The 25364-nt window shown below is 71.0% G+C and carries 20 protein-coding genes and 2 tRNA genes; 10 read left to right on the forward strand and 12 right to left on the reverse strand.

Translation table 11 applies throughout. The annotated features are described in order from the left end of the window. Positions 1-51 precede the first annotated feature (51 nt). A complete protein-coding gene (locus ACWDYF_RS07555) occupies positions 52-684 on the reverse strand; it encodes a YciI family protein (protein WP_389462823.1) in 633 nt (210 codons plus the stop codon). A 100-nt stretch (positions 685-784) separates the two neighbouring features. Next, positions 785-1207: a MarR family winged helix-turn-helix transcriptional regulator gene (locus tag ACWDYF_RS07560; RefSeq protein ID WP_389462822.1), complete on the reverse strand. Its 423-nt coding sequence runs from the start codon at positions 1205-1207 to the stop codon at positions 785-787. A 56-nt stretch (positions 1208-1263) separates the two neighbouring features. Between ACWDYF_RS07560 and ACWDYF_RS07565 the strand changes: the two genes are divergently transcribed. Next, on the forward strand, positions 1264-1791 hold the full coding sequence (locus tag ACWDYF_RS07565; RefSeq protein WP_381739003.1) for a DUF6790 family protein: 528 nt from the start codon (positions 1264-1266) through the stop codon (positions 1789-1791). 15 nt (positions 1792-1806) lie between these two features. Here the strand turns inward: ACWDYF_RS07565 and ACWDYF_RS07570 are convergent, their stop codons facing one another. Together ACWDYF_RS07570 and ACWDYF_RS07575 are read right to left on the reverse strand one after the other, a co-directional pair. Continuing rightward, positions 1807-2133, reverse strand: a complete 327-nt coding sequence (locus ACWDYF_RS07570; RefSeq protein WP_389462821.1) for a hypothetical protein — start codon at positions 2131-2133, stop codon at positions 1807-1809. A 143-nt stretch (positions 2134-2276) separates the two neighbouring features. Then, positions 2277-2918 (reverse strand): NPCBM/NEW2 domain-containing protein, encoded by a 642-nt coding sequence (locus tag ACWDYF_RS07575; RefSeq protein WP_389462820.1) that lies wholly within the window; start codon positions 2916-2918, stop codon positions 2277-2279. A gap of 1387 nt (positions 2919-4305) precedes the next feature. Here ACWDYF_RS07575 and ACWDYF_RS07580 point away from each other — a divergent pair. Continuing rightward, complete coding sequence (locus ACWDYF_RS07580) at positions 4306-5064, forward strand: DUF3800 domain-containing protein (protein WP_389462819.1); 759 nt, start codon at positions 4306-4308, stop codon at positions 5062-5064. A 785-nt stretch (positions 5065-5849) separates the two neighbouring features. Here the strand turns inward: ACWDYF_RS07580 and ACWDYF_RS07585 are convergent. Further along, positions 5850-6266: an ATP-binding protein gene (locus ACWDYF_RS07585; protein ID WP_389462818.1), complete on the reverse strand. Its 417-nt coding sequence runs from the start codon at positions 6264-6266 to the stop codon at positions 5850-5852. A 343-nt stretch (positions 6267-6609) separates the two neighbouring features. On the opposite strand from ACWDYF_RS07585, the gene ACWDYF_RS07590 reads away from it, so the two are divergent. Together ACWDYF_RS07590 and ACWDYF_RS07595 are read left to right on the forward strand one after the other, a co-directional pair. Then, positions 6610-7710, forward strand: a complete 1101-nt coding sequence (locus tag ACWDYF_RS07590; RefSeq protein WP_389462817.1) for a helix-turn-helix domain-containing protein — start codon at positions 6610-6612, stop codon at positions 7708-7710. A gap of 13 nt (positions 7711-7723) precedes the next feature. Continuing rightward, positions 7724-8392, forward strand: a complete 669-nt coding sequence (locus tag ACWDYF_RS07595; protein ID WP_389462816.1) for a YdcF family protein — start codon at positions 7724-7726, stop codon at positions 8390-8392. A gap of 244 nt (positions 8393-8636) precedes the next feature. Here the strand turns inward: ACWDYF_RS07595 and ACWDYF_RS07600 are convergent. Continuing rightward, positions 8637-8709, reverse strand: a tRNA-Arg gene (locus tag ACWDYF_RS07600). 201 nt (positions 8710-8910) lie between these two features. Further along, positions 8911-9001 (reverse strand) — tRNA-Ser (locus ACWDYF_RS07605). Positions 9002-9290: 289 nt separating this feature from the next. Here ACWDYF_RS07605 and ACWDYF_RS07610 point away from each other — a divergent pair. Both ACWDYF_RS07610 and ACWDYF_RS07615 read left to right on the forward strand, forming a co-directional pair. Further along, the gene (locus ACWDYF_RS07610; RefSeq protein ID WP_451584265.1) at positions 9291-9758 is read left to right on the forward strand and encodes an SSI family serine proteinase inhibitor; all 468 of its coding nucleotides are present in this window, start codon (positions 9291-9293) and stop codon (positions 9756-9758) included. A gap of 234 nt (positions 9759-9992) precedes the next feature. Beyond that, the gene (locus ACWDYF_RS07615) at positions 9993-14699 is read left to right on the forward strand and encodes a PAS domain-containing protein (RefSeq protein WP_389462814.1); all 4707 of its coding nucleotides are present in this window, start codon (positions 9993-9995) and stop codon (positions 14697-14699) included. Positions 14700-14797: 98 nt separating this feature from the next. Here the strand turns inward: ACWDYF_RS07615 and ACWDYF_RS07620 are convergent, their stop codons facing one another. After that, complete coding sequence (locus ACWDYF_RS07620) at positions 14798-15376, reverse strand: TetR family transcriptional regulator (RefSeq protein WP_018566305.1); 579 nt, start codon at positions 15374-15376, stop codon at positions 14798-14800. A 185-nt stretch (positions 15377-15561) separates the two neighbouring features. Between ACWDYF_RS07620 and ACWDYF_RS07625 the strand changes: the two genes are divergently transcribed. Then, positions 15562-16863 carry an MFS transporter gene (locus ACWDYF_RS07625; protein ID WP_389462813.1) on the forward strand — a complete coding sequence of 434 codons (1302 nt, stop codon included), beginning with the start codon at positions 15562-15564 and terminating at the stop codon, positions 16861-16863. Between the two features lie 196 nt (positions 16864-17059). Here the strand turns inward: ACWDYF_RS07625 and ACWDYF_RS07630 are convergent, their stop codons facing one another. The 3 genes from ACWDYF_RS07630 to ACWDYF_RS07640 form a co-directional block, all read right to left on the reverse strand. Next, the gene (locus ACWDYF_RS07630) at positions 17060-18736 is read right to left on the reverse strand and encodes a long-chain fatty acid--CoA ligase (RefSeq protein WP_389462812.1); all 1677 of its coding nucleotides are present in this window, start codon (positions 18734-18736) and stop codon (positions 17060-17062) included. Positions 18737-18894: 158 nt separating this feature from the next. After that, positions 18895-19452 (reverse strand): SigE family RNA polymerase sigma factor, encoded by a 558-nt coding sequence (locus ACWDYF_RS07635; protein ID WP_018566302.1) that lies wholly within the window; start codon positions 19450-19452, stop codon positions 18895-18897. 387 nt (positions 19453-19839) lie between these two features. Beyond that, a complete protein-coding gene (locus ACWDYF_RS07640; RefSeq protein ID WP_389462811.1) occupies positions 19840-20151 on the reverse strand; it encodes a hypothetical protein in 312 nt (103 codons plus the stop codon). Between the two features lie 398 nt (positions 20152-20549). Here ACWDYF_RS07640 and ACWDYF_RS07645 point away from each other — a divergent pair, with 398 nt between their 5' ends. From ACWDYF_RS07645 to ACWDYF_RS07655, 3 genes are all read left to right on the forward strand, one after another. Further along, positions 20550-21518, forward strand: a complete 969-nt coding sequence (locus ACWDYF_RS07645) for a bifunctional DNA primase/polymerase (RefSeq protein WP_389462810.1) — start codon at positions 20550-20552, stop codon at positions 21516-21518. A gap of 139 nt (positions 21519-21657) precedes the next feature. Then, the gene (locus tag ACWDYF_RS07650) at positions 21658-22932 is read left to right on the forward strand and encodes a protein kinase domain-containing protein (protein ID WP_389462809.1); all 1275 of its coding nucleotides are present in this window, start codon (positions 21658-21660) and stop codon (positions 22930-22932) included. Between the two features lie 979 nt (positions 22933-23911). Then, complete coding sequence (locus ACWDYF_RS07655; RefSeq protein ID WP_389462808.1) at positions 23912-24673, forward strand: DUF4145 domain-containing protein; 762 nt, start codon at positions 23912-23914, stop codon at positions 24671-24673. 101 nt (positions 24674-24774) lie between these two features. Here ACWDYF_RS07655 and ACWDYF_RS07660 read toward each other — a convergent pair whose 3' ends face one another. Further along, the gene (locus ACWDYF_RS07660; protein ID WP_389462807.1) at positions 24775-25263 is read right to left on the reverse strand and encodes a hypothetical protein; all 489 of its coding nucleotides are present in this window, start codon (positions 25261-25263) and stop codon (positions 24775-24777) included. Positions 25264-25364: the final 101 nt, after the last annotated feature.

The following is a 25364-nucleotide window of genomic DNA, read 5'->3' on the forward strand; positions in this document are numbered from 1 at the left end:
CACTGACAACGGCGGTGCCGCACGACCGTCCCGGCCGCCGTCCGGCACACCTCACCGCCTGCCGCCGAACTCCCACAGGTGCACATCGATGCCGTCGTACGGCTGGTCACCCAGTACGGCGCGCGCCGCGGCCGCGTCCCGCGCCCGGACCAGCGCCGCCGTGCCCAGCCACGCGGTGCCGTCGTCCGACAGCAGCGGCCCGTACGCGATCAGGTCGTCGCGCACGTCCGGTACGGCGGGCCCGGACGCCGCCCTGCCCTCGGCCGCGCCGGACCCGGAGCCTGAGCCGGAGCTGACGCCGGGGCGAGGGCGGGGGCCGGAACCGACGCCGGGGCGAGGGCCGGGTCCGAGGCCGATCACCAGGTACCGCCGGCCGTCGGCGGCCCCGCCCGGGAAGTCCCACATGGTGCGCCCCAGCAGATTGCGCCACCGCCGCAGCAGGACGTCCCGGTAGGCCCCGGCCTGGTAGTTGGGCTCGTCGAAGGCGAACGCGCGGGCGGCGGCGGGGCCGGGCAGGTCGAGGATGTGCACACTGCCGAGGAGCGTGTCCTCCTCGTCGAAGACCGGCCCGCGGGCGATCATCCGGTCCGCGTACCCGTCCATGTAGGACCAGTGCGCCTCGACCAGTTCCTCGCGCAGCGCGAGGGATCCCGGCCGGTCCCGGTGGTAGCAGAAGTACTCCATGGCGCGCTCACTCCTGGTGCTGTGCCGTCTGGGACACAAGAGATACCAAGAGACACCACGAGGTACGGGGGGTGGGAGCCGGGGGAGCGCGTCCGCTTCCTCAGTCGGGCTCCAGGAACTCGGCCAGCCGAACGGTGTCTTCGAGGTAGCGCTCGTAGGGGAAGCCGGCCGCGACGAGTGCGGCGCGGAGTTCGTCGTGCAGCGGCCTTCCGGCGCCGTGGAAGGCCCTCCGGCCGGTCTCGGTGAGGCGGACCAGGCGGCGGCGTGCGTGTGCGGGGTCGACGGTGATGCGTACCAGGCCGTCCGCTTCGAGCGGCCGCAGCGCGCGGCTGATCGCCGGGTCGGACACCGACAGGGCCTGCGCCAGCCCGTGCTGCGTCGTCGGCTCGATGTCCTCCAGCGTGCCCAGGAGCCTGATCTGGCTGTAGGTGAGCCCGCCGGGGCCGCCGTCCGTACGCCGCCGGGCCGCCTCGCCCAGCAGCAGGACCACGCGGTGCAGCAGATCTCCGAGTCCGTCATCCACGGCATCACCCTACCTGAGTGTTGACGCGTTAATGTTAACTAGGTAAGACTGAAGTCATGGACGACAACTTCTCCTACCTGGCCCGCTCCGCCTTCCCGCTGGTCTGGATCCTGGTACCGGCCGCCGGCGCCTTCCTGCGCGCCCGCCGCGCCCGCTCCCGCGAGGAGGCGCTGGAGATCTGGCAGCGCTGGTGGGCCATCGGCGCCTTCGGCATCGGGAGCCTGTGGATGACGGTCGCGTTCCTCGCCGTCCCGGACACCATGGCCGAGGCGATCGGCTTCGGCCGGACGCCCTTCATGGTCGAGATCGCCTTCGCCAACCTCGGCCTGGCCGTCATGGGCTTCCGGGCCGCCTCGGCCTCCGCCCGCGAGCGCATCACCATCGGGCTCGGCGGCGGGATGTTCCTCTGGGGCGCCCTGGCCGGCCACCTCTACCAGTGGTTCGCCAACGGCGACCACGCCCCCGGCAACACCGGCGGAGTCCTCGTCAACGACCTCCTGATCCCGGCCGTCATGATCGCCCTGGCGGTACGCTCCCGCCGCCTGGCCCCTTCCCCCCGGCCGACCGCGCACGTCCCCGCCTGACGTCCGGGCCCGGGGCTAGATCCATTCCGCCCAGCCGAACGTGAACTTGTACGCGGCGCGCACCGCGTCCCGCCCCCGGCCACCCACCAGGAGCGCCACGCCCAGAGCGACGGCGAACAGCCCGGCAAAGGCCCCCGCGACGGTCGCCCCCGCCCGGGGCGACCAGACCGTCCCCACGAACACGGTCGCGATGATCACGATCACCAGGCCCACGTGTGCGACGGGCATCTCCACACGGAACAGATTGCGCATCGCACCACGCGACGCCCGCATGTCCGCGTCATAACGCTCCCGCGCCGCATCCGGATCCGCGTACTCCCCCTCCGGCCACTCCTGCTGCACAGCACCCTCCCCAGCCGCCCGCACCACGTCCCCCGGACGTCAGTCTCTCTCCGCCACCGCACTCGCCGGAATCGGCCGAAGGCCCCGGCCCCCTCCGGGGCCTCTCGTCCGCCAGGGCTCCCCCCTGGGGGCGGGCCCCTCCCTCAGCGGGACAGAGCCGGGTTCCCGAGCACCAGCCGGGGTTGGTTCTCGTAGTCGCAGGTGTCGCCCAGCACCTCATAGCCGATCCTCAGCCGTGTGACTCCCGTGACGTCGACGTCGATCCCCTGAGGATCGCCCAGGCCCGCGCGGACATTCTTGAGGTGACGTCCGTCGGCATCGATCTGCACCCTCATCGGCCAGTCGGAGGATCCGTCGTCGAGCCCGACTGTCGCGCGGAACTTCTTCCAGTCCGTGCCGAGGTTGTACTCGGTGAACCTGCCGGTGGTGCAGAAGGCCACCGTGACGGCGTCCGCATACGCCTTCCCCTTCAACGTCCCCGAACCCGCGCTGAGCGCTGCGCTCCCGTCGACGGGGTCGAACAACGTCAGCGACTGCCGTTCCGCGCCGGGGGAGCCGGACGGCGATGCCGAGGGGCCGGAGCCGGGATCAGGGTGATCGGCACTCGGAGCGGTCACCGTCACGGTGGGCCCGGGAACCGTCGCCGTCTCCGTCACCGTGACCCGCACCGCGGTGGGCGAGCTCACCACCGCCGGCAGCCCGAAGAAGCCGAGCAGCAGCCCCAGCAGCCCGGTGCCCGCCGAAATCAGCGCGGCAACCTCTCCGAGCGGCCTGCGCGCGGGCACCGGTGGCGGATCGGGCACCGGTGAGGGGCCGGGGGGCGGAGTCGGGTCGGGGGGCGGAGTCGGCGCTGGATCGGGGGACGGTGTCGGCGCCGGCCTCGGTCCGCCGTCCGGCCCGTGTCCCGGCGCACCACCTCCCGAGGGCGCTCCCGGCATCCCAACCCCCGTTGTTCACAGTCGATTTGGCTTCCGCTGATGATGGCAGCCACCCGTCAGCCCGGTCCAGACACCGCGGCACTGCGCCCACGGGGCCGGACACCACCACCTCACCCGTCCGTCCGTCCGTCCGTCCGTAACCAGCAGACACCAGCCAGGCGCGCAGATCCGTTCCCACGCACTTCGAGTGGCCCAGCTCGCAGGCCGCCCCTCGGCATAGAAGCGATCAGGCACGGACGGCCAAGAAGTCCGGTCGGGAGACTCGCGACCTCATGAGCGGATCCTGCGAGCCATCGGCCGCTGACGCACCCCGGGACGGGACCGCCCCTGGTCCAGTGCCTCACCTTCACCATGGACGGTGCCGTACAGGAGCGTTGCCGTACTTCACTTGCACTTGCCGGGTGGCGGCACCCGCTTCCGCACCAAGGGCACGGCCGAAACCCGTACCGTCCAAACCTGAAACGCAAGAGGCCCCGGATCTCTCCGGGGCCTCTCATCTGTGTGCACTCGGCATGATTCGAACCTGCAACCTTCTGATCCGTAGCTCTATGTGACTTGGTCGCGAACGGTCATACCAGCCACACCAGGGCCGCCGAGAGACGCAACTGGACGGAGCCGGTTGCTGAGGTTGGGGTACTTCGCTGCTGTACAGCAGTGGCCAAACTGCCGTACGGCTCACAGAGCCGTGATCTACCCGTATCTCTCCAGGAGATCAGCGATGTGACCCATGCCATGCTGTCTGAGGTACGGCAGCAGGACATGTCGAGGCGGTTGCACACTCCGATAAGGGTTGGTGCACGGCCCCGTGAAGAGACCTCCCCCTGGGCCGGTAGACAACCCGCCCCCGGGACCAGTCGAAAGACCGCCTCCTGGACCGGTTGAGAGCCCACCTCCCGGTCCAGTGGACAGCCCTCCGCCGGGACCGGTAGATAGTCCTCCGCCTGGTCCAGTTGACATGCCGCCGCCGGGACCGGTGGACATCCCACCCCCGGGCCCAGTCGACATGCCTCCACCTGGCCCAGTGGACATGCCTCCTCCTGGCCCCGTAGACATACCGCCGCCCGGCCCGGTGTACCGGTCTCGCGGCCAACCTCTTCGAGTAGTCATAAGTCAAGTCTGGCGCCAACCACTGACATCGACGGTTAGACCGGACTGGGCAGCGACCATAGATCACTCAGCTTGAATGACAGGATGGTTTTACCCCGGGTGAGTGCTGCATGATGTTGTGGTGCTAATGGCCTACATCGACGAGTCTGGCAACACTGGTGCCGTTGAGCGGGGAGGCACCCTGACGTACACCCTTGGGTGCGTCCTGATAGAAGATCACAAGTGGGCCACCTCGTTCGATGAGGCCGTTGCCTTCCGGAGGCGCCTCCGGGACAAGTTCGGCATCCTCATGCGGTCAGAGCTCAAGGCCAACTTTCTTCTGCGGAACAGTGGAAGCATCCGGCAGCTAGGCATCGGCCCGAGTGGTCGGCAAGTCATCTACCGAGCTCACATGCGAGTCTTGGCGGATCTAGGAGCCAAAGCCTTCGCCGTCATCATTGACAAGCGAGGTGTTGAGCTCAGTGACGGAGCTTGCTTCGAACTTGCCTGGACAACGCTCCTACAGCGCTTGGAGCGAGCTAGCCACGCAGCGCAGACTCCGATCATGATCTTCCATGACGAGGGTGAAGACGATCACGTTCGGCGCCTCGTGCGAAAATCTCGTCGGCACATGACCGCTGGTAGCGCCTACGGAACGGGCTCTCTCAAGGTCCCAGCGCGGATGCTACTTGACGACCCTGTGCCACGACGTTCGGATCATTCCTACTTCATCCAGTTTGCCGACCTTGTAGCTTATGCGGCGTTTCGCACGTACGTGCCGCCCTCACGTTCGGTCTCTACGGTGTGCCCAGCGGATATGTGGCTTGAGCTGGGTGATGCCATGAGGCGCGAGACCAACAGGATGTCCGGCGGTCCAGCGCCCGGAATTGTCGTGCGAAAAAGTTAAGGCCCCCTGGCATCACCAGGGGGCGGAAAGTGCCTAGCCGCAGCATGAGCCACGGGTCAGCGCTTGACCCCACCGTACGGCAAAAGTCCTTAGGAGCGGAACCGGACCGGCGCGTAAAGGGTGTGAAGGTTCTCTATCGACTACCTGAGTCAGCTAACCGACTTCCTCACCCACCACTTCCCTAGCTCCCATCCCGTCCGCCGTCGACCCACACACCGTGGAGCGGGCGTGGTTCAGGGCGTCAAGGTGGAGCGCGCCACTGTACGAACGACCTTGACACCCTGGGCCGCGACTGCTCGGCTCTGCCTGGGTCGAAGGTGGTCGGGATGGGAGCCCCACGACGCTCGCCCCGCTCCGGCCGGCACTCGCGAACGGTGCCCCGTCCCATCCCGGAGTCTGAGCGCCCCCGCCGGAGGCATCGTCTTGAAGCCGCGGGCTTGGTTCTCGTCTCATGCCCCACGGGCCTACACAGCGGGCGCGCGTCGGCGGCGGCAGCGCCGAGCGAGCCGAGGGCAGGAGCGCGGGCGCAGCCAGAGCCGGGAAGCGCGCCCGGCGGAGCGGAGCGCAGCCGGGTGCCTTGATGAGGTAGGGAGATCTGTAGCACCGGCCTCAGGTCTGCTCGTCGTCCTCCGGCTCATCACCGTCAGGGGCGGCAGCGGGGGCTGAGCTGGCTGGGGCGGGAGCAGGAGTTGTGTTGATCCGCAGACGCCCGTCCGTGCCGAACATGGCGATCAGTTGGGACAGGTGGGCTCGGGCCAGGCTACGCGTGGGGCTTGGTCCGTCGGTCACCTGCGCGCCTCCAGATCTGCCCACACGACCTTCCCCCAGTGCCGCTCATCCGCGCCCCAGTTCGCCGCCAGCGCCACGACGAGAGCCAGGCCGCGTCCGCCCTCCTCGTCATTCTTCGGCGCACAGAGTTCAGGCAGCGCACGGGAGAAGTCCGCGACGGCCACCCGTACCGTGCGCGGCGCGATGCGTTCCACCATCACGCGGATGGACCGCCGCCTGGCGTGCCGAACGGCGTTGGCCACCAGCTCGGAGACGATCAGGACGGCGTCGTCGGTCAGGTCGTCGAGCCCCCAGGCGGCAAGGGCGGTGCGTACGAGGCCACGCGCGGTCACGGCGCTTCCGGGATCACGCGACAGCGTCTCGCTGTAGTCGGGGTGCCCGGTCGGACGGACCCGCGTTGTAGGTTGCGGCATGTCGGTCTGCTCTCTCAGATCGGCCGGGCCCTGGGGCCGTTCCCGCGGTCGTCAGGGCTTTGTGCGTTCCGGAAGCCGGCGCCCTCTACCGAGGACCCAGCTCCTCCTGCCGGGCTTCGGAGACCCGTGTCACCGCAGCAGACCGTTGATCACCGGTCTGCTGACCAGGCGGCGTTCAGTGAGAGGGCCGTCCGGGGGCCCTCCCATGGGTCGCCACGTGGTGACGGAAACGAGCATGAACGTCAGCGAACTTCCGGCCAATCACCCATCGTTCTACTTTCGTTCCACTTTCGTCCCGCGGCCTACTCGCGTCTGCTTCGATGACGGTGGAAGGGAGTGACGCGTGGCCACCGTGCACCAGTGGACCGGCTTAGAGACCAGGGCCCTGCGTCTCGCCTTGCGGTTGAGCGTGCGCGCCTTCGCCGAGCACCTCGGAGTTGCCGTCGCCACGGTCTCGAAGTGGGAGAGCAAGCGCGCGGCAACCGAGCCACGGCCCGACACGCAGGCCATCCTCGACACCGCCCTCGCCCGCGCGGATGCCTCCGCCCATCTGCGCTTCGAGACGATCTTGTCCGGGATGGCCGGCACCGTACAGAATGCTGCCCGCCGCGTCATCGGCACCGGCCCTCGCGCTTGGGAGTACGAATCGTGGGCCGAGGACCTGGACCGCGTGGTGATCGCGCTCTCCCAGCAGAACTTCGCCTTCGCCGACAGCCTCCTCAGCCGCTGGTTGGCCCGGTACGACGCCCGGGAACTGGACGAGAAGGGCCTGTATCTTTTCGCCCGCTCGACCGCGCTGCTCGGTGATCTCAAACGCGATCAAGGCTGCGTACTCGGTCCCCTTTCCGCCCAGCACTCGTATGCAGCGGCACGCGCGGTCTTCACCCAGCTCGGCATCCCGCGTCGGGTTGCCCAGCTCGACCTCTCCCTCGCGGTGGTCGCGGAAATGTCCGGCAAGTTGGAGATCGCGGCCCGCCAATACGAAACCCTCGCCGCCGACGACCGGCTCTCCCTCCGGGACCGTGCCAGGGCCCGCCTGTGGGTCGGTACCGCGCTGAGCAAGAACGGCCGGCATGGCTACGCGACCCACGTCATGCAGGCCGCGACCCGCGACTTCGAGGACCTGACCGAACCCGATGACTGGTCGGTGGCCCACCAGAAACTCGCCCTTGCCCGTCGTGGTGCCGGCGACCTCACCCAAGCCCTGCACTTCATCGGCATCGCCCGCAGCAGTGGGACCACCGACTCACCGATGCAACGCGTACGGCTGGACACCGCCTACGGCCACATCCTGCTCTCCGACCCGGCGACCCGGGATGATGGACTCCTCGTCCTCGATCAAGCCATTCGCACGGCCGCCCAGTACGGACTCGTGCACCAACTGCGCAGCATCGAGGGCATCAAGGCTACGAGAGAGAGCCGGATTGGCCCCCGGCGACGGTGACAGGGAGAGACGCGTGGGCGACAACCAGCAGGCCATCACTGAAGACCAGTGGAAGCGGGCCGCGCTGATCTGGGAGTACCACCAGATGCGCCACGCGCTGCGGCCGGTCGACGTGGCGATCGGCCTGGGCAGTCACGACCTCGGCGTCGCCACCCGCTCGGCCGAGTTGTACCGCGCCGGGCTGTTCCCGACCCTGGTCTTCACCGGCGGCAACAGCCCCACCACCGCCAAGGTCTTCCCACGCGGCGAAGCCGTCCACTTCCGCGAGCACGCCATCGGCCTCGGCGTCCCCTCCGAGGCGATCCTGCTCGAACCGTCCGCCGGCAACACCGGGCAGAACATCACCCTCTCCCGTGCGGTCCTCGCCGCCGTCGGCATCGTCCCGGCCACCGTGCTCCTGGTCTCCAAGCCGTACATGGAACGGCGCTCGTACGCGACCGCCCGCAAGCTGTGGCCCGACGTCGAGATCCTCTGCGCGTCGGAGCCGTTGGAACTCGACGACTACGTGAAGTCCATCGGTGACGAGAAGCTCGTCCTGGACATGCTCGTCGGTGATCTCCAGCGGGTGATCGAGTACCCGAGGCGCGGATTCGCCGTCGAACAGGATGTCCCGGCCGACGTGTGTGGAGCGTACGAATCCCTCATCCGCGACGGCTTCACCAGCCGCCTCATCGCTTCCTGACCTGCCGGAAGCCGGACGCGCTCTTCGCACCAGCCCGATCTCTGTTCCGGGACGCGCGGGAGCGCGGCGCCCGCGTCCCGGGCTCTTGGCTGCCGTTCCCGACTGCCGTCTCCGGGGGCGCCGCCGCACGAACGCGAGCTGACTGCCTCGAAGGCCCGGCGCGGAACGCAAGGTGCTGCCCGACTACAGGCATCCACCACCAACGCCAGAAGCCCCGGATCTCTCCGGGGCTTCTGGTCTGCTGTGCACTCGGCAGGATTCGAACCTGCAACCTTCTGATCCGTAGTCAGATGCTCTATCCGTTAAGCTACGAGTGCTTGTTCTGTTTTGTGTCTTGGCTTCCGGTCCTTGCGGGCCGTTCGCGGCGACAGGAAGAACATTACATGACTGCCGCCGCCATGTGAAATCCATTCCCCGCACCCCTTGTGACCTGCGGAAACGTGGTGCGGTGGGGGGGAGGGCCGGGGGAGGGAACGACGAAGCCCCGGTCCGATGGACCGGGGCTTCGTGATCTTGCGCGGAGGCGGAGGGATTTGAACCCTCGATGGGCTTTAAGGCCCAAACCGCATTAGCAGTGCGGCGCCATAGACCGGACTAGGCGACGCCTCCAGCACAACCGCCCACGCGAGCGCGTGATCGGTGCGTGCAGATGATGACACAGACGAGCGGGGTGTCACCAATCGCCTCCCACGGTACTAGGCAGGCGGGCCCCAGGGCAAAGCCCTTCCGGTGGGGCCGAGCGGGTCGGGCGCAACGTCTCGGGGCGCGGCGCGTTAGTCCGGGCATGGTCCAGGTCGGTTCTTCCTCAGCGTCGTCGTCCGTCTCCCGCGCGGCTTCGGCTCGTGCCGCTTCCGCGCGCCGGTTCCGGTTCCTCCTCGGGGCCGCCGCGTCCCTGGCGGTGCTGTCCGCCGTGTCCACCATGGCTGCCGGGCCTGCCTCGGCGGCCCCTGGTGTCCCGGGCGTCCCCGGTGTCTCCCCTGTCTCGGTCGGCCCCGGTTCGGTCGGCGCGCCTCCGCCGGTCCGGCCCGAGGACCGGGGCGGTGACCACCTCACCGTGACAGTGCGGCACGCCGGTGCGGGCAAGGACGGGACGTACGAGCTGTACTGCCACCCGGGCGGCGGCAGTCACCCGGACGTGCGGCGAGCCTGCCGGGTGCTGGACGGGCAGACGCGCTGGGGCCGGGACACCTTCGCGCCGGTCCAGGAGGGCAGTGTCTGCACGCTCCAGTACGGCGGTCCGGCCACCGCGCACATCACGGGGACCTGGGCGGGACGCCCGGTGGACGCGCGCTACGACCGCCGCGACGGGTGCGCGATCAGCCGCTGGGACGGGCTCGTGCCGGTGCTGCCCGGCCTCGGGAGGTAGGGCGCGGAAGACCGGGGCGGGCGGGCGGAGTCCGGCACGCGGCGGACCCTGCGGTCACCGGTTCACGGAACCGTACGGTCACAGGTCCGACGTCACTTCCCCGTGCGACCTCCCTCTCATCCGGCGTCGCGCGCGCAACCTCAGCGCTTAGACTCGCTCGCGTGACACTCCGCGGGCCGGTTGGCAAGATGGCCCCCGCGGTGGGCAAGGAGCGGTGACAGGAAGGAAGCGTTCGTGAGCAGCAGGCCATCCCGAGGCGCTGCTCGCCTCGCTGCCATACTCGACGCGCTGCCCGACGCGCTGTTGCTGGTCAACGCCAACGGCACCGTCGTCAACGCCAACACCATCGCCCTGGAGACCTTCGAGACGCCGGGCACCGCCCTGGTGGGGCGCGGGCTGCTCGATCTGCTGCCGCAGTTCGACTCCAAGCTCATCCCCGGCTCGATGCGCCGCCCCGACCACATCGACCCGCGCGCGCGGACCAAGCCGACCCGGATGACCGCACGGCGCACCGACGGGACCGAGTTCCCGGTCGAGGTCACGAGCGCGAATCTGCCGAACGGCCAGCACGCCTACGACGGCTCCGGCTACACCGGCGACGAACTGCTGATGCTGGTCGTCCGCGACCTCGCCGGCACCGTCGACACCGAGGCCGAACTGGCCCGTTCGCAGCGGCAGACCGAGATGATCCTGCGGGCCGCGGCCGAGGGCGTCGTCGGCACTGACACCGACGGGCGCATCGTGCTCGTCAACCCGGCCGCCGCCCAGATCCTCGGCTACCGCGCCGGTGAACTCGGCGGCCGCGAACTGCACACCCTCGTCCTGCACTCCCGCGCCGACGGCTCGCCGTTCCCGTACGAGGAGTCCCCGCTCGCCGACACCCTGCGCTCCGGGCGCAAGCACCGGGTCCGCGGCCAGGTGCTGTGGTCCAAGGCGGGCGACAAGGTGCCCGTCGACCTGACCACGTCGCCCGTGCGCGACGGCGACCAGCTCGTCGGCGCCGTGATGACGTTCACCGACCGGCGCCCCTACGACGCGCTCGTCGAGGCGCAGACCGCCGCCGAGGAGCACTACGCGCAGGAGCGGGAGCAGCTCGCCGAGGAGCACGCCGCCGCACTGGACACGCTGCGCCGCCGCCATGCCGCCGAGGTCGAGGAGCTGATCGAACGGCAGGCGGAGGAACTGGCCGCGGGCGAGGACCGGTACGCCGCCCTGGGCGAGCGCGAGAAGGACCGCTACGAGGCCCTCGCCGCCCGCCACGAGCAGTTGCTGACCCTGCTGGGCGACTCCCTGCGCGGCCCCCTGGACGAGCTGCGCCGCGAACTGGCGGCCCTCGCCGCCGACGACGCCGGCCAGCTGTGGCCCGAGGCCAACCAGGTGCTGCACCACCTCTCCGCCGGTTACTCGCGGATCACCACCCTCATCGACAATGTCCTCGGCTACCAGCGCCTCGACATCGGCAGCGAGGAGATCACCCGTACCAAGGTGATGCTGGACGCCGTCGTCGCGGCGGGAGTCGACGGGGCGGTGGACCTGGTCGGGCCCGGCCGGGTGCAGTTCGCCGTGCACGCGCCGCCCATCGAGGCCGAGGTCGACCCGGGTCGCCTGGCCACCGCGCTCGCGCACCTCGTCGCGGACGTCGCGGGCGTGGACGCGACCGGCAACGCGCCCGTGTCGGCGGCCGGTTACATGGACAACACCGTGGTGGTCGCGGCGGCGCAGCGCGGCTCGGTGGTACGCATCGAGGTGCGCGGGCCGTACGCCGGCGGCGACCCGGTGCACGAGCCGATCGTGCGCGGGATCGTCCGGGCGCACGGCGGTGTGCTCCAGACCCACCAGGTGCCGGGGATGAGCGGCAGCGCGTACGTCCTCGAAGTGCCGATCGGCGGCGGGGCGGGCGCCGTCGCGGCGGGTCTGCCCGGTGCCCTCGGCCCGGCGGCTCCGCACACGGCCGCCCTGGGCCCGGCCGGACCCGGACCCGGCCCCGGACCCGGACCGGATCAACCCGCCGTGGGCGCGGGCGCCGAGGCGGTCCCGGGGGGCGCGGCGGGTGCCGCCGTGGTCGCCCTGCCCGCGCAGGCTTCGGGCTCCGCCACGGCGCCCGGTGGCGGACGGCGCCGTGCCCGGCGGTCCTCGACGGACGCGTTCCTGGACGGGGACGGCGAGCCGGGCGGCAGCTCGGCGCCCGACGCCGGGACCGCCGCAGGACCGGGTTCCGGCGACGTGCCCGGTGCCGCGTCGGCTCCGACCGGGCGGCGCAGGCGGCGGGCGGCCGAGGCCCCCGCGTCCGGGTCCGGGTCCGGGTCCGGGTCCGCGGCCGCGTCGGCATCCGCTCCGGGCGCCTCTTCCGGCTTTCCCGGCTCATCCGGCACGGACGGCTCCGGCGGCACGGACGGTTCCGGCGGCACGGGGCGGCGGCGCGGCCGGCCCGCCGAGGACCCCGATGTGAGCGAGGGCGCCGTGCTGACGGCGGCCGAGCACGCCGCGGGTACGGCGGCGACAGGCACCGGCCTCGGCGGTACGGTGCCGCCGCAGGGCGTGCCCGCACCCGCCGCGCCCACCGGCCGCCGGGCCCGGCCGCAGACCGGCGAACCGCACGCACTGCCCCCGGCCCTGCCCGCCGCCCCGGACGGCCCCGCCGACGAGGCACCCGGTGACCCCGCCGTGCAGCCGACCGGGCGCCGTCGGCGTGCCCTGGCGGCGGCGAACGAGCGTGCCGCCGCGCAGGAAGCGGCTCCCCGTACGGTCTTCGCGCTGCCGCCCGCCGACGCGGACCGGCCCGCCGACCAAGCCGATGACGATGCCGAGGGCGAGGGCGAGAACGGCGTCCGTCTCGGGGCGCCCGGGGTGCCCGGTGCCGAGGCCGGTGGTCCGCCGGTTCCGCCACCGCCGCCGCACCGGCCCGCCGTGCCGCACATGCCGCAGCAGGCCCAGGCTCAGCCCCAGGCCCAGGCCCAGCAGCCGTCCGCAGCGCGGGGCGCGGTGGCGGCTTCCGGCGCCGACGACGGCCGACACGACCCCGTGGGCCACGACCAGGCTGAAGATCACACTCCGCCGCAGCCCCACCCCACGAGCGCGCCCACCGGTCGCCGTCGGCGGGCGATGACCCAGCCCCCCGAGGGCACGATCGCCCCTGCCCCGCCTGTCACACCTGCCTCACCCGCCTCACCCGCGTCTGCTCCCCCGGCGGTGCCCGGACCGCAGAGCACCGGACCGCAGAGCACCGGACCGCAGGCGCCAGGTGCTCAGGCCCCGGGCCCGCAGGTCCCCGGGCAGCCGCTGCCCGCGCGTCACCCGCTGCCCGCCCGGGGCACGGGTCCCGTCCCGGCCGGACAGCCCACCCCTCCCGCGAGCACCCCCGCGGTCGCCCCGGTTCCGCCGCCGCCGTGGCCCGGCGGCGCCGACGACACCTCGGGCACCGGCGTCCCCGTACCGCCGCCGCCGAACGGCGCCACCGGCTCCGTACCGGCACCGCCCGGCCGTCCCCCCGTCCCGGGCGCGCCGCCCTCCGTGCCGTCCGCCCCCGTCCCGGACGCCGGTACGCCGCCCCACGGCACGCCCGGCCACGCCACCCCGGCCACCGGCACCCCTCTGCCGCCCGAGCAGCCCGCCGGCCGTCCTCAGGGCCAGGGCCGACCGGGCGTCAGGCCGCCGAGGGCCGCCCAGCCGCTGCCCGCCGAGGCCGCCGCACCGGCGGACCCCGACTCGACGCAGGGGCGTTCGATCAGCGTGCGCACGCTCGGGCAGGGCGTGCCCTTCAGCCGTCAGGCCGCTCAGGTGCAGCAGCCGTCCGCCACCCCGCCCCCGCACGCGCCGGGCGGTTCCGGGCGCCGCCGCAAGCTGGGCACCCCGCCCGACCCGGCCGCCGCGCGCACCGAGCAGCAGCGCCCGGAGCCGGGGACCCGCCCGCACCCGTCGGCGCCCGAACGGCCCGCCGCGCAGCCGGCTCCCGGCCGCGCGCCCGCCATGCCCCCCGCCCCGGCAGCCCCTCCGGCCCCCGTAGCCCCGGGAGCCTCCGGCGCGCCGGGCGCCCCGGCCCCGTCGCCGCTGCCCGGCCCCGGTCAGCCGCGGCGCGCGCCGGGCACCGAGGGCGCCGGACGCTCGTACGCCATAGGCGCCCCGGACGAGAACGCCGCCGAGGGACCCGAACCGCTGGACGGGCCCGGCGGTGCCGTGGAGGTCGCGGATCCGCCGCGCCCGCAGCCGATGGACGACGAGCTGCCGCCGGAGCCGCTGGACAACCCGCGCAGGCTGCTGGTCTGGCCCGCGCCGGACGTCACCACGCAGCAGGCGCTCAGCGACCGCGGCTACCGGCCCGTCATCGTGCACTCGCGCGAGGAGGTCGACGCGCAGATCGCGGCGTTCCCCGCCGCGCTGTTCGTCGACCCGCTGACCGGGCCGATCACCCGGACCGCGTTGCAGTCGCTGCGCCAGGCGGCGGTCGCCGCGCAGGTTCCGGTGCTGGTCACGGCCGGACTCGGACAGGCGACCCGGGAGGCGGCGTACGGTGCCGATCCGGCCGTCCTGCTGAAGGCGCTCGCGCCGCGCGACAGCGAGCAGCACCCGCCGCGCGTCCTGCTGATCGAGGAGCACACGGAGATCGCGCTGGCGCTGACCGCGACGCTGGAGCGGCGCGGGATGCGCGTGGCGCGGGCCGAGAGCGACGCCGACGCGGTGGCGCTCGCGGGGCAGTTCCGGCCGAACCTGGTGGTGATGGACCTGATGCAGGTGCACCGCCGCCGGGCCGGGATCCTCGACTGGCTGCGCGCCAACGGGCAGCTCAACCGCACCCCGCTGGTGGTCTACACGGCCGCCGTCGACCAGGCGGAGCTGCCGCGGCTGGCGTCCGGCGAGACGGTGCTGTTCCTCGCGGAGCGGTCGACCAGTACCGAGGTGCAGACCCGGATCGTGGATCTGCTGGCCCGCATCGGGACCAACTGACGTACCCCCGTCCCCGTACGCCGCCGTGCCCCGTACTCCTCCCGGCTCCTCCCGTACTCCTCCGTGCCGGGGGCGCCCTTGCCGCGGCCCCGGGGGTGTCAGGGCCGTACCACCCGCAGGGCCGCCTCGCGGATCGATGACCGCAGGCGGTCGCGGGCCGCGTCGTCGTCACCCACCAGGATCCGTCGTATCTGCGGCACCACCGAGGCCCAGCCCGCCAGGGAGACCAGCAGGAACATGAGGTCCTCGGGCGGGAGGGCGTCGGTGATCACGCCCCGCTCCTGGCCGTCCCGGAGCGCGGTGACCTTGGCGGCGTAGTGCGCGTGGCGGGCCGGTTCGTCGGGGAGTTCGCCGGTGCCGTACTCGACGCCCTCCCAGAAGAGCAGGCGCAGCAGCTCGGGGTGGGTGGCGTGGTAGTCCAGGAGGCGGTCCATCCAGCCGTCGATGTCGTCCGGATCGATGGGGACGGCGGCGGCGAGGTCGACCATGGATCTGCCGAGGACATGGGTGAACAGCTCCGCCTTGTTGCCGAAGTAGGCGTAGATGAGCTGCTTGTTGGCCTTGGCCTGAGCGGCGATCCGGTCGATACGGGCGCCCGCGATGCCGTGCTGGGCGAACTCGGCCACCGCCGCGTCGAAGATCCGCGCCTTGGTGGCCTCGGGGTCTCTTGGTGCCATGAGGGCAGCGTACCCCGTTAGCAACCAACTATTTGGTTGACAGAAGATCCAGAGCGGGAGCAGACTGTTCCACGCGCCAACCAACCAGTTGGTTATGGACAACCGGCTGGCCATGGCGCCATGGAACGGCTCCACGCTCCAGCTCCACCCCTCGCCCACCCGCCCGTACCGGAGGCCCACGCACCATGCCGTCGTCCCCGTCGTCCCCAGCCCCTGCCGCGTCCAGGACCGCGGTCCTCACGGCCACGACCCCCGTCACCACCACCGCCACCACCGTCACCACCGTCACCACCGATGCCGCCGACGCCGTCGACGCCGCCCCGGCTCCGGCCGCCCGGCGGGGGCTCGGCCCCAACGCCTTCCTGGCGCTGATCGCCGTGTGCACCGCGGTGACCGCGGGCAACATCTACCTCGCGGCGCCGCTGCTCCCCCTCATCGCCCACGACTTCGGCTCGGCGCCCTCGGCGGTGGCCTGGATCGCCTCGGTGGCCCAGTTCGGGTACGCGGCGGGCCTGCTCTTCTTCGCCCCGCTCGGCGACCGGGTCAACCGGCGCCCGCTGGTGGCCGCGCTGTCCGTGGCGACGACGGCCGCCCTGCTCATAGCCGCCGTCGCGCCCGGCACCGGCGCGCTCGCCGCCGCCGTCTTCGTCGCCTCCGCCGCGACCGTCGTCCCGCAGCTGCTCGTCCCGCTGGTCGTCGAACGCGCCCCCGCCGACCGCCGCGCCCGGCACGTGGCCGTCGTGATCGCGGGCCTGTTCACCGGCATCGTCGCCGCACGGGTCGTCGGCGCGCTGGCCGGACAGGCGTTCGGCTGGCGGTGGGTGTTCGTCGGCGCGTCCCTGCTGACCGTGGTCCTCGGTCTGGCGACCGCCCTCGCCCTGCCGTCGGAGGGCCGCCGCGGCACCGGCCCGCTGCTGTCCGGCATCACCTCGCTGCCCGGTCTGGCCCGCCGCTCGCCCGACCTGTGGCGGGCGTGCCTGCGGCAGGCGGGCATGTTCGGCGCCTGGAGCGCGCTGTGGACCTCGCTCGCGCTGCTGCTCACCGGCCCGGCGTACGGCCTGTCGATCGCGACCGCCGGACTCTTCGGGCTCTTCGGACTGGCGGCGAGCGCGGTGGCGCCGCTCGCGGGCGGGCTGGTGGACCGCTTCGGCGCCGCCAAGGTCGTACGGTCGGCCTACGTCCTGGCCGCCGTCTCCGTGCCGCTGTTCTGGCTGGGCGGGCACACGGTGGTGGCGCTGTTCGTGGCCGCGATCGCGATCCACGCGGCCCTGGTCGCCTCCCACGTCGCCAACCAGACCCTGGCGCTGACCACCACCTCCGCCCCGGCGACCGCCAACACCGCCTACGTCGTCTCGGGCTTCGCCGGAGCCGCGCTGGCCTCCTCCGTGGCGGCACCCGCCTTCGCCCACTGGGGCTGGACCGGGGTCTGCGCGGTGGCCGCGCTGTGGCTGGTGGTGGGCTGGGTGAGCACGTCGGTACGGCGGTGAGGCCGGGAGGCGCAGGGGGACGCGGGAGGCGCAGGGGGACGCGGGGAGGGACGCGGCGTGTTCGGGCTCGCGTTGGCCCGCGTCCGGACCCGCTGCCCGGTGCCGGGCGGGAAGCCGGAGGGCTCCCTGCCCGGCACCGCTGTCTGTCCTCCCCCGGAGCGTCCTCCTCCGGAGCCGCAGCCTGCCGCATGACGGTTCAGAGGCTGGTGACGTCCAGCTCGCCCGCCGCGTACCGCCTGCGCAGCACCTTCTTGTCGAACTTCCCCACGCTGGTCTTCGGCACCGCGGTGACGATCGTCCAGCGCTCCGGGAGCTGCCACTTGGCGATCTTCCCCTCCTCGGCGAGGAAGGCGCGCAGCGACTCGAAGTCGGCGGTGGAACCCTCCTTGAGGACGACCGTGGCCAGCGGGCGCTCGCCCCACTTGTCGTCGGGGACGGCGACGACGGCGGCCTCGGCGACATCCGGGTGGGACATCAGCGCGTTCTCCAGGTCGACGGAGGAGATCCACTCGCCGCCGGACTTGATGACGTCCTTGGCGCGGTCGGTGAGGGTGAGGAAGCCGTCCGGGGAGATGGTGCCGACGTCGCCGGTCTTCAGCCAGCCGTCCTCGCTGAACTTGTCGGCGGGGCGCAGCGGTTCGGCGTCCGGGCCGTTGTAGTAGGCGCCCGCGATCCACGGGCCGCGCACCTCCAGCTCGCCCGCCGACTCGCCGTCCCAGGGGAGGCGTTCGCCGCCGGGACCGGTCAGGCGGGCCTCGACACCGGCCGGGAAGCGGCCCTGGGTGAGACGGTAGGCGAACTCCTCGTCCGGGCCGGACGCGTACGCCGGCGGGCGGGCCACCGTGCCCAGCGGGGAGGTCTCCGTCATGCCCCAGGCGTGGCAGACCCGCATGCCGAGCCGGTCGAACGCCTGCATGAGGGCGGGCGGGCAGGCCGAGCCGCCGATGGTGACCTGGGTGAGGGAGGAGACGTCGCGGGGGCGGGCGGTCAGCTCGCCGAGCAGGCCCTGCCAGATGGTGGGGACGGCGGCGGCGTGCGTGGGGCGCTCGCGCTCGATCATCTCGGCGAGCGGGGCGGGCTGGAGGAAACGGTCCGGCATCAGCATGTTGACGCCGGTCATGAAGGTGGCGTGCGGCAGCCCCCAGGCGTTCACATGGAACTGCGGGACCACGACCAGCGAGGTGTCGCGGTCGGTCAGGCCCATCGACTGCGCCATGTTGACCTGCATGGAGTGCAGATAGATCGAACGGTGGCTGTAGACGACGCCCTTGGGGTCACCGGTGGTGCCGGAGGTGTAGCACAGGGCGGCGGCGCGGCGTTCGTCCAGCTCCGGCCAGTCGTAGGTGGCCGGCTTGTCCGCGATCAGTTCCTCGTACTCGTGCACCCGGGCCGAGCAGCCGTCGAGCGGGGCGCGGTCGCCGGGGCCCGAGACGACGACGTGCTCGACCGTCCTCAGGTGCGGCAGCAGCGGGGCGAGCAGCGGGATCAGGGAGCCGTTGACGATGATCACCCGGTCGGCCGCGTGGTCGACGATCCAGGTCAGCTGCTCGGCGGGCAGGCGCAGATTGAGCGTGTGCAGCACGGCGCCCATGGAGGGGACGGCGAGATACGCCTCGACGTGCTCCGCGTTGTTCCACATGAGCGTCGCCACGCGATCGTCCTCGCGGACGCCGAGGTCGTCGCGCAGGGCGTTCGCCAGGCGCACCGCGCGGGTGCCCGCCTCGGCGAAGCTGCGCCGCTGCGGTGCGGCCTCCCCGGTCCAGGTGGTGATCTGGGACCGGCCGTGCACGCGCGTCCCGTGGACCAGGATGCGGGTGACGGTCAGCGGTACGTCCTGCATGGTGCTCAGCACGGCGTCCTCCCGGGGCGGCATTGCCTACGCGGCAGTAGGGTGTGCGCTGATTCTGCGCACATACCACGCGGTATGTCACTAGCTCCGGGTGATCGATCAGCCGAGGGGCCGGACGGCCCGCCGGACCACTCGCCGAACGCTCCGCCGGACGGGTAGCCGCCGGACGCCGGGACGGTCGGTCAGCGCACGCGCCCCAGCTCAGGGTCCTCGCGGAGCTTGCCGAGCGCGCGCGAGACCGCCGACTTCACGGTGCCCACGGAGACGCCGAGCACCTCGGCCGTCTGCACCTCGGAGAGGTCCTCGTAATACCTGAGGACGACCATCGCCCGCTGCCGGGTGGGCAGCTTGGTGATCGCCCGCCACATGGCGTCGCGCAGCGCCTGCTGCTCGGCGGGGTCGGCCGCGCCGGGCAGCGGATCCGGTTCGGGCAGCTCGTCGCAGGCGAACTCGTCGACCCGGCGCTTGCGCCACTGCGACGTACGCGTGTTCAGCAGCGCGCGGCGGACATAGCCGTCGAGCGCCCGGTGGTCCTCGATCCGCTCCCAGGCGACATACGTCTTGGTCAGCGCGGTCTGGAGCAGGTCCTCCGCGTCGCACGGGTTGGCGGTCAGCGACCGGGCGGTGCGCAGCAGCACCGACTGGCGGGCCCGCACGTACGAGGCGAACGACGGATACGCCAGGCTCGGCACGGCCGGTACGGCGGCGGTCGACGCGCTGGTGCATACGGGTGTGGTCATGTCCTCCACGCTAGGAGCGGTCCCCCGGTCGGCGGATCGCCCGCAGGTCCCGAAGCGGGGTCCGCCTCAGGTTGTAGGGGTGGGGCTGACCGCACCTCCTGAAGGTGGACGGGGAGGGGGACCGGGGTGCGGGTTCACCCTGGGGTGACGCGGCCGGGCGGTGCGGCGGGTGATGCGGCCGGGCGGTGCACCTGGCGCCGGAGGGACGGGTTCCCGGCATGCGCCCGCACACGCCTGCGCACCCCCGCATACGCCTACACACGCCCGCATACGCCTGCGCGGCGGTGCCGAAGCACCGCCGCGCAGTTGTGTGTCACATCCCCACAAGCACACCCACAGGGTCTCGGGGCCGGCAGGTCCCCAACGCGCACGCCGGCCCGCCCCGGCTCACCAGAAGTGGGTGAAGCGGATGGCCACGTTGTGGTTGCCCTGCTGGATGGCCGTGAACGCGGAGCCGTTGACCTGAGCGGTGTTGCTCTGGTTCGTGGCGCCGGAACCCACCGCCTGCTGACCGGTGGTGGACGAGTTGCCGCTGTTGTTGTGGCCGACTCCGCTGCCGACGATCCCGGCGACACCCGCGCTCGATCCGGTGCCCGCCACGGCGCCGGTGTCCGCCGCCGCGATGCCGGTGAAGAGGGCTGCCGCGAGCGGGACGGCGGTGACGGCGGCGAGAACGCGGGCGGTACGGATGCTTGCCATATTGCTCCTCCAGTAAGAGGTACGCACCGGCTGCCTGCCGGAAGTACGTGAAGCTGCGTGAAGCTACCTGGACTACGGCTTTCACCAGGGCAGTTGGCCGACCGCCCCAGCGGGTTCCCACGACGTCGCAAGATCAGAGTTGCCCACGGACCACCGGGGAACCACCCCGGAAGCCCCGATTAGCACGCAAGCGTGAGGACATGTCGATAAACCCCCTTCACCACCTTTCCTGTCTCCAAAGCCCCGACCGGACACAGAGCGCCCCCCTTCACCCCAAGCGCGACAAGAGGTGAAGCGTTCCGGCAAGCGCCCGGCGCAATCCGGCCGTACCGAGCGCCCCTGCCACGCCCCACAAATGCCCCCTTCCCATCCTCGAACGCTCGTACGAATATGAAGCCATGGCCACCACCGCCCGAAAGCCCTCGGCCCCGGCACCGGCCTCGGACCCGGCACCGGCCCCCGCCCTCACCCACGCCCTGACGGCCGCCGCCCGCGGCCTGGCCGTCATCCCGCTGTCCCCGACCAAGCACCCGGCCCTGCGCTCCCCGCACCACCCCGCCTCGCACGACGGTACGAACCACCCCGCCGCGCGCCGCGCGAACGGCACCGCACCTCCCGACGGCGCCCCGGACACGGCCCGGCGGCGGCCCTGCCGCGGTGAGTGCGGCGCCTTCGGCCACGGGGTGTACGACGCCTCGTCCGACCCGGCCCGCATCCGGGACCTGTTCGCCGCGGCGCCCCGGGCCACCGGCTACGGGATCGCCTGCGGAGTGCCGCCGCACCATCTGATCGGCGTCGACCTGGACACCAAGACCGGCACGGACACCCTGGCCGCCCTGCGCGAACTGGCCCGGCGCCATCGCTTCCCGCTCCCCGCGACCGTCGTCGTCCTCACCCCGAGCGGCGGCCGCCACCTGTGGTTCAGCGGCCCCCCGGACGTCGCCGTCCCCAACTCGGCCGGCCGACTGGCCCCCGGCATCGACATCCGCGGCACCGGCGGCTACCTGATCGGCCCCGGCTCCCGCACCCACCACGGCACGTACGCCCTCGCCCCCGGCACCGCCCACCTCGCCCCCGCGCCCTGCCCACCGCCCTTCCTGCGCCTCCTCCTGCCCCCGCCCCGCCGCACCCCACCGCCCTCCCCCGGCCGCCACACCGCCCACGGCCTCGTCCGCTTCGTCCTCGACGCCCCCGAGGGCCAGCGCAACACCCGCCTCTTCTGGGCCGCCTGCCGCACCTACGAATCCGGCCTCGGCCCCACCCTCCACGCCCTCCTCCTCGACGCCGCCCTCACCACCGGCCTCCCCCTCCCCGAAGCCCGCGCCACCCTCATGTCGGCGGCCCGCGCGACGGGGCACCATCCATGACGACCGGCGCGTCACCTCACCCGTGAGAACCGGCCCCGCGCGGGACGTCTCCCCGCAGAATCCCGCTGTTCCCCGGCTTGTTGGTCCCAGGGCGCTGCTGCCATCGTTGCCACTCAGCCGCGCAGCCGGGGGAGGACGGGTGGCTCAGAGCGAAGAACTGGCGTCAGTCGGTGCGGGACGCTACAAGCTGATCCGGGCTGTCGGACGTGGCGGCATGGCCACGGTCCACCAAGCCACGGACACGGCACTGGGCCGCAGGGTCGCGGTCAAGGTCATGGACCGCGTGGCCGCCGGTGAGGAGTTCAGAACCAGGTTCCGGCAGGAAGCCCGAGCCATGGCGGCGCTCAACCACCGCAATGTGATCGCGATCCACGACGTCGGGGAGGAAGCAGACCCGAGCGGTACGCCCACTCCCTACCTGGTGATGGAGTTCATCGACGGACGCCCCCTCGGCGAGTTCGTCTCCGGCCACGGGATGCCCGCCCACCGAGCCCTGAGGATCACCGCCGACATCTTGTCCGCTCTGGCCGCGAGTCACGATGCCGGGCTGATCCATCGCGACATCAAGCCGGCCAACATCATGATCTCCGAGAACGACACCGTGAAGGTCCTGGACTTCGGCATCGCGAAAGCTGTCGACGCCGTTCCGGTCACTCGCACCGGAACCGTTGTGGGCACAGCCCCCTACATGTCGCCCGAGCAGGCCCAGGGAAAGAAGCTGGACCGGCGCAGCGATCTCTACTCGACCGGAGTGCTTCTCTTCGAACTTCTCAGCGCGAGGCGCCCGTTCGACGCCGATTCCGACGCGGCGCTGCTGTACCACCACGTCCACACCGCTCCCCCTCTCCTGGCCGAGCTGGGAATCGCCGTTCCCGAACCGGTGCAGGAATTGCTCTCCAGCGCTCTGAGCAAGGATCCGGAGGGCAGACCAGCCACAGCCCGCCAGATGCGCCGCCTCGTTCTCGACGCCCTGAACTCGGCCGACACCGCCCCGCCACGGAATGCACCCCGCCCACGCATCCCCGCCCGGCCCGCGTATGCACCCGCACAGCCGCCACCTCCCCTTGCTTCCACCACCCCCATGGCACCACCGTCCCCAGCCATTCCCGGAAGCCTGAAGACCGGCCTCGTCGCCGCCGTTCCCGGATACTTCGCCGGAACGATCGGTTTCTCGCAGATCTTCTCCGCCGGACTCACGCCGACGGCCACCGCCGTCTGCGCCTACACACTGGGCTACGGGCCGATGTACCTGACCGTCCTGTTCGGCCTGGCCGTCGGCACCTATCACGCCCGTACAGCGGCCCGGCGCACACGGCGGCACTCCTCGGCCGTCGCCTGCCTCGTCGTCAATGGCCTATGGAGCGCCTACCACCTTGGCACCTGGCTGTTCGGATTCCCCCTGCTGCACCTCTGATGACGTGACGCCTGCTGCCCCTGTGCACGTCAGCCGGTCCGGCGCGCATCCGTCGCGGGCAGGGAACCACGGGGAGTCGCGACGACGGGCAGGCACCACGCAACACCACGGCCTCCGACCGTCTCACCTGGTCAGGGGCCGTCCGTTCAAGCCGTGGGTGTGGGATTTGAACCCACGGTGACTCGCGCCACGACGGTTTTCAAGAGCGTCAAGCGGCCAGCACGAAAGCCCTGATCACCGGCCGTTTCGGCCTCCGTCAAGGGCTGTCTGGCCCACACATGGCCCACAGGCCCCATGAAGTAGGTGCGACTCGTTCGCCCCGGGTGCAGCGTAGTTGGACACCTACCTGCCTCGACTCGGGCTCACCTCTTGCGGCGTTTACCCGCCCTCTTCTTCAGCTCGGCCTGGCCGCGCTTGGTCCAGTCGCCTTGGTGGAGGTAGCAGCGTGACGTGCCCTTCACCGTCTTGTTCTGGCAGCGACCGCCGGCCGCCGTTGGCCAACCGCACTTCCCTTGCTTCCACTCGCCCATCGTCCACCCCCGGCAGTCCGGCGCACCTGTCGCAACCAGGGTGCGTGACCGTGCCCGCATAGGGGAGGGCGCATGGCAGGCAGCGTGCCAAGCCCCCGCGCACGCGGTCAGACAACCGGCGCATCCCTTCGGTACACGCTTTCCAACTGTCCGCGCGGCCGTCCGGGAGCGATCGTAGGCGTTCGCTGGGCAGGCCAGACAAGGCGCGCGTACGCCGGTGAACGGTGGCGACCGTCGGCGCACTGGACAAAGACCAGGACAACGAGGGGTACCGACAGAACAGGTGGGACAAGGACCCGGCCGGTTCTCAAAAGGGCCACGTCGCCGTACCGGTCTTGTCACCTCCCTGTACCGCTCTTGCGCACGGTGACGACTTCGCCTTGATCGCGGGTGCATGGTCGTGCACCTACTCGACGCGAGCGGGCTGAAATCGCATGACGGGGGGATACATGATGGGCTACTATCCCACTGTGCGTGAATTATCTGATCAGCTCTCAGAGATTGAGCCCGTGGATGGAAAGCCAACTGTGTTTGGCGTTAAGCGCCAGGTTTATTTGCGTTGCCCTCACTGTGCAATGCATACGTCAATGCAAGTAGCGCATCGCCGGGACCTTCAATCTCTGACTCGAAAGTTCACAGACGGCAAAAAGCAGCACCTCACGCTATTCACTATCACGCTAACCTGTGACTACTGCTCGGCTAACAGTCTATTTCTGTGGACTGCAATAAACCCGACAGAAAAAAAGGCGACTGCACGGTACGAGACTTTCGAACTTTCGCAAGTGTACCCTGAAGCGGAGCCAAAACCGCGCCAAATTTCCACGGATGCGCCGCCATCGGTGCGCGAAGTATTTAGCGAAGCGGCCTTGACTGAGGCGGCTGGGGCTTACCGGCTGGCAGGTGTCGGCTATCGAGCAGTCGTGGAGCAGATAACCAAAGAGCAAGGTGCTACCGGAAGTAATCTGCATAACCGGATCACCTCTCTGGCTGCGCGAGGCGTCTCGCAGAATATCGTGGACGCTTTCCATGAGGCCAGAGTGGTCGGGAACGACGCAGTTCACGATGGGTTGGCGTATTCTGCAGAGGAGATTGCAGACATCGCCGAGTTGATCGATGAGGCCGTGTTCATCCTTTACGTCCAACCGGCACAGCGGGCACGTATGGCGGCGGCACGCGCTGCCAGGCACCTGGCGGCTAAAACTTCCCCGTAAGATATTTACCGAGATGCATAAAAGGGGAGGGCCTCCTTCCGGCGCCGACCGACCGTTCCCACCTAGCCCTTGCATGCGAACGGCTGAGCGAACGCAAGAGATCAACTGCGGGGAAGCAGACCTTTCCTGTTTAGTACGTTGACGCACTGTTGATACTTAGCCAGGAACTTATCGCTAGCAGACGTCAAAGCATCAAGCGTCCGCCGATATCGCACATGGTCACCATCTTTCCATTCCGGCGGAATTTCCGTGTACTCGTTATCGGGGTGCCACACTCTCGGATAGAACATCCCGGAAAATTCTCCGCACAGGAGATCGAGAGACTTCACCAGTTCCTCATGTACGGTCGCCGCCTCCGGATCAAGAAAATCGACGATGTCATCACCGAGCTGCTTCTGTGCCAAATATGCGGCGTTACTGATCCACACTGGAACTCTATGCATTGATAGATTCTTTTTCCCTGCGACCCACTTGGCATCCAGGGGGATCGTCTCGACAAGCCGTGCCGCCTTTGCCTGATCCGGCGTCTGGCTCTGGCTCGCGGAGACAGCGCCTCCAGAACCGCCCGCCGCCCATCCGGCGACAAGCATGCCTTGCAGCTCCGCCCTTGACAGCCACTGCGTTCCATCGCCCGTCCGCAAGGGTACGGCGATAGAAGCTCCACTCGGCCTACCCTTCCGGTCACTGGGAC

It is taken from the genome of Streptomyces sp. NPDC003284 (assembly GCF_053589675.1).

What these genes read in the sequence shown, in the direction of transcription:
- ACWDYF_RS07555 (WP_389462823.1), bottom strand. Translation starts at nt 684, where the DNA reads ATGGAGTACTTCTGCTACCACCGGGACCGGCCGGGATCCCTCGCGCTG.
- ACWDYF_RS07565 (WP_381739003.1), top strand. Translation starts at nt 1,264, where the DNA reads ATGGACGACAACTTCTCCTACCTGGCCCGCTCCGCCTTCCCGCTGGTC.
- ACWDYF_RS07580 (WP_389462819.1), top strand. Translation starts at nt 4,306, where the DNA reads ATGGCCTACATCGACGAGTCTGGCAACACTGGTGCCGTTGAGCGGGGA.
- ACWDYF_RS07585 (WP_389462818.1), bottom strand. Translation starts at nt 6,266, where the DNA reads ATGCCGCAACCTACAACGCGGGTCCGTCCGACCGGGCACCCCGACTAC.
- ACWDYF_RS07620 (WP_018566305.1), bottom strand. Translation starts at nt 15,376, where the DNA reads ATGGCACCAAGAGACCCCGAGGCCACCAAGGCGCGGATCTTCGACGCG.
- ACWDYF_RS07625 (WP_389462813.1), top strand. Translation starts at nt 15,562, where the DNA reads ATGCCGTCGTCCCCGTCGTCCCCAGCCCCTGCCGCGTCCAGGACCGCG.
- ACWDYF_RS07630 (WP_389462812.1), bottom strand. Translation starts at nt 18,736, where the DNA reads ATGCCGCCCCGGGAGGACGCCGTGCTGAGCACCATGCAGGACGTACCG.
- ACWDYF_RS07635 (WP_018566302.1), bottom strand. Translation starts at nt 19,452, where the DNA reads ATGACCACACCCGTATGCACCAGCGCGTCGACCGCCGCCGTACCGGCC.
- ACWDYF_RS07640 (WP_389462811.1), bottom strand. Translation starts at nt 20,151, where the DNA reads ATGGCAAGCATCCGTACCGCCCGCGTTCTCGCCGCCGTCACCGCCGTC.
- ACWDYF_RS07645 (WP_389462810.1), top strand. Translation starts at nt 20,550, where the DNA reads ATGGCCACCACCGCCCGAAAGCCCTCGGCCCCGGCACCGGCCTCGGAC.
- ACWDYF_RS07655 (WP_389462808.1), top strand. Translation starts at nt 23,912, where the DNA reads ATGATGGGCTACTATCCCACTGTGCGTGAATTATCTGATCAGCTCTCA.
- ACWDYF_RS07660 (WP_389462807.1), bottom strand. Translation starts at nt 25,263, where the DNA reads ATGCTTGTCGCCGGATGGGCGGCGGGCGGTTCTGGAGGCGCTGTCTCC.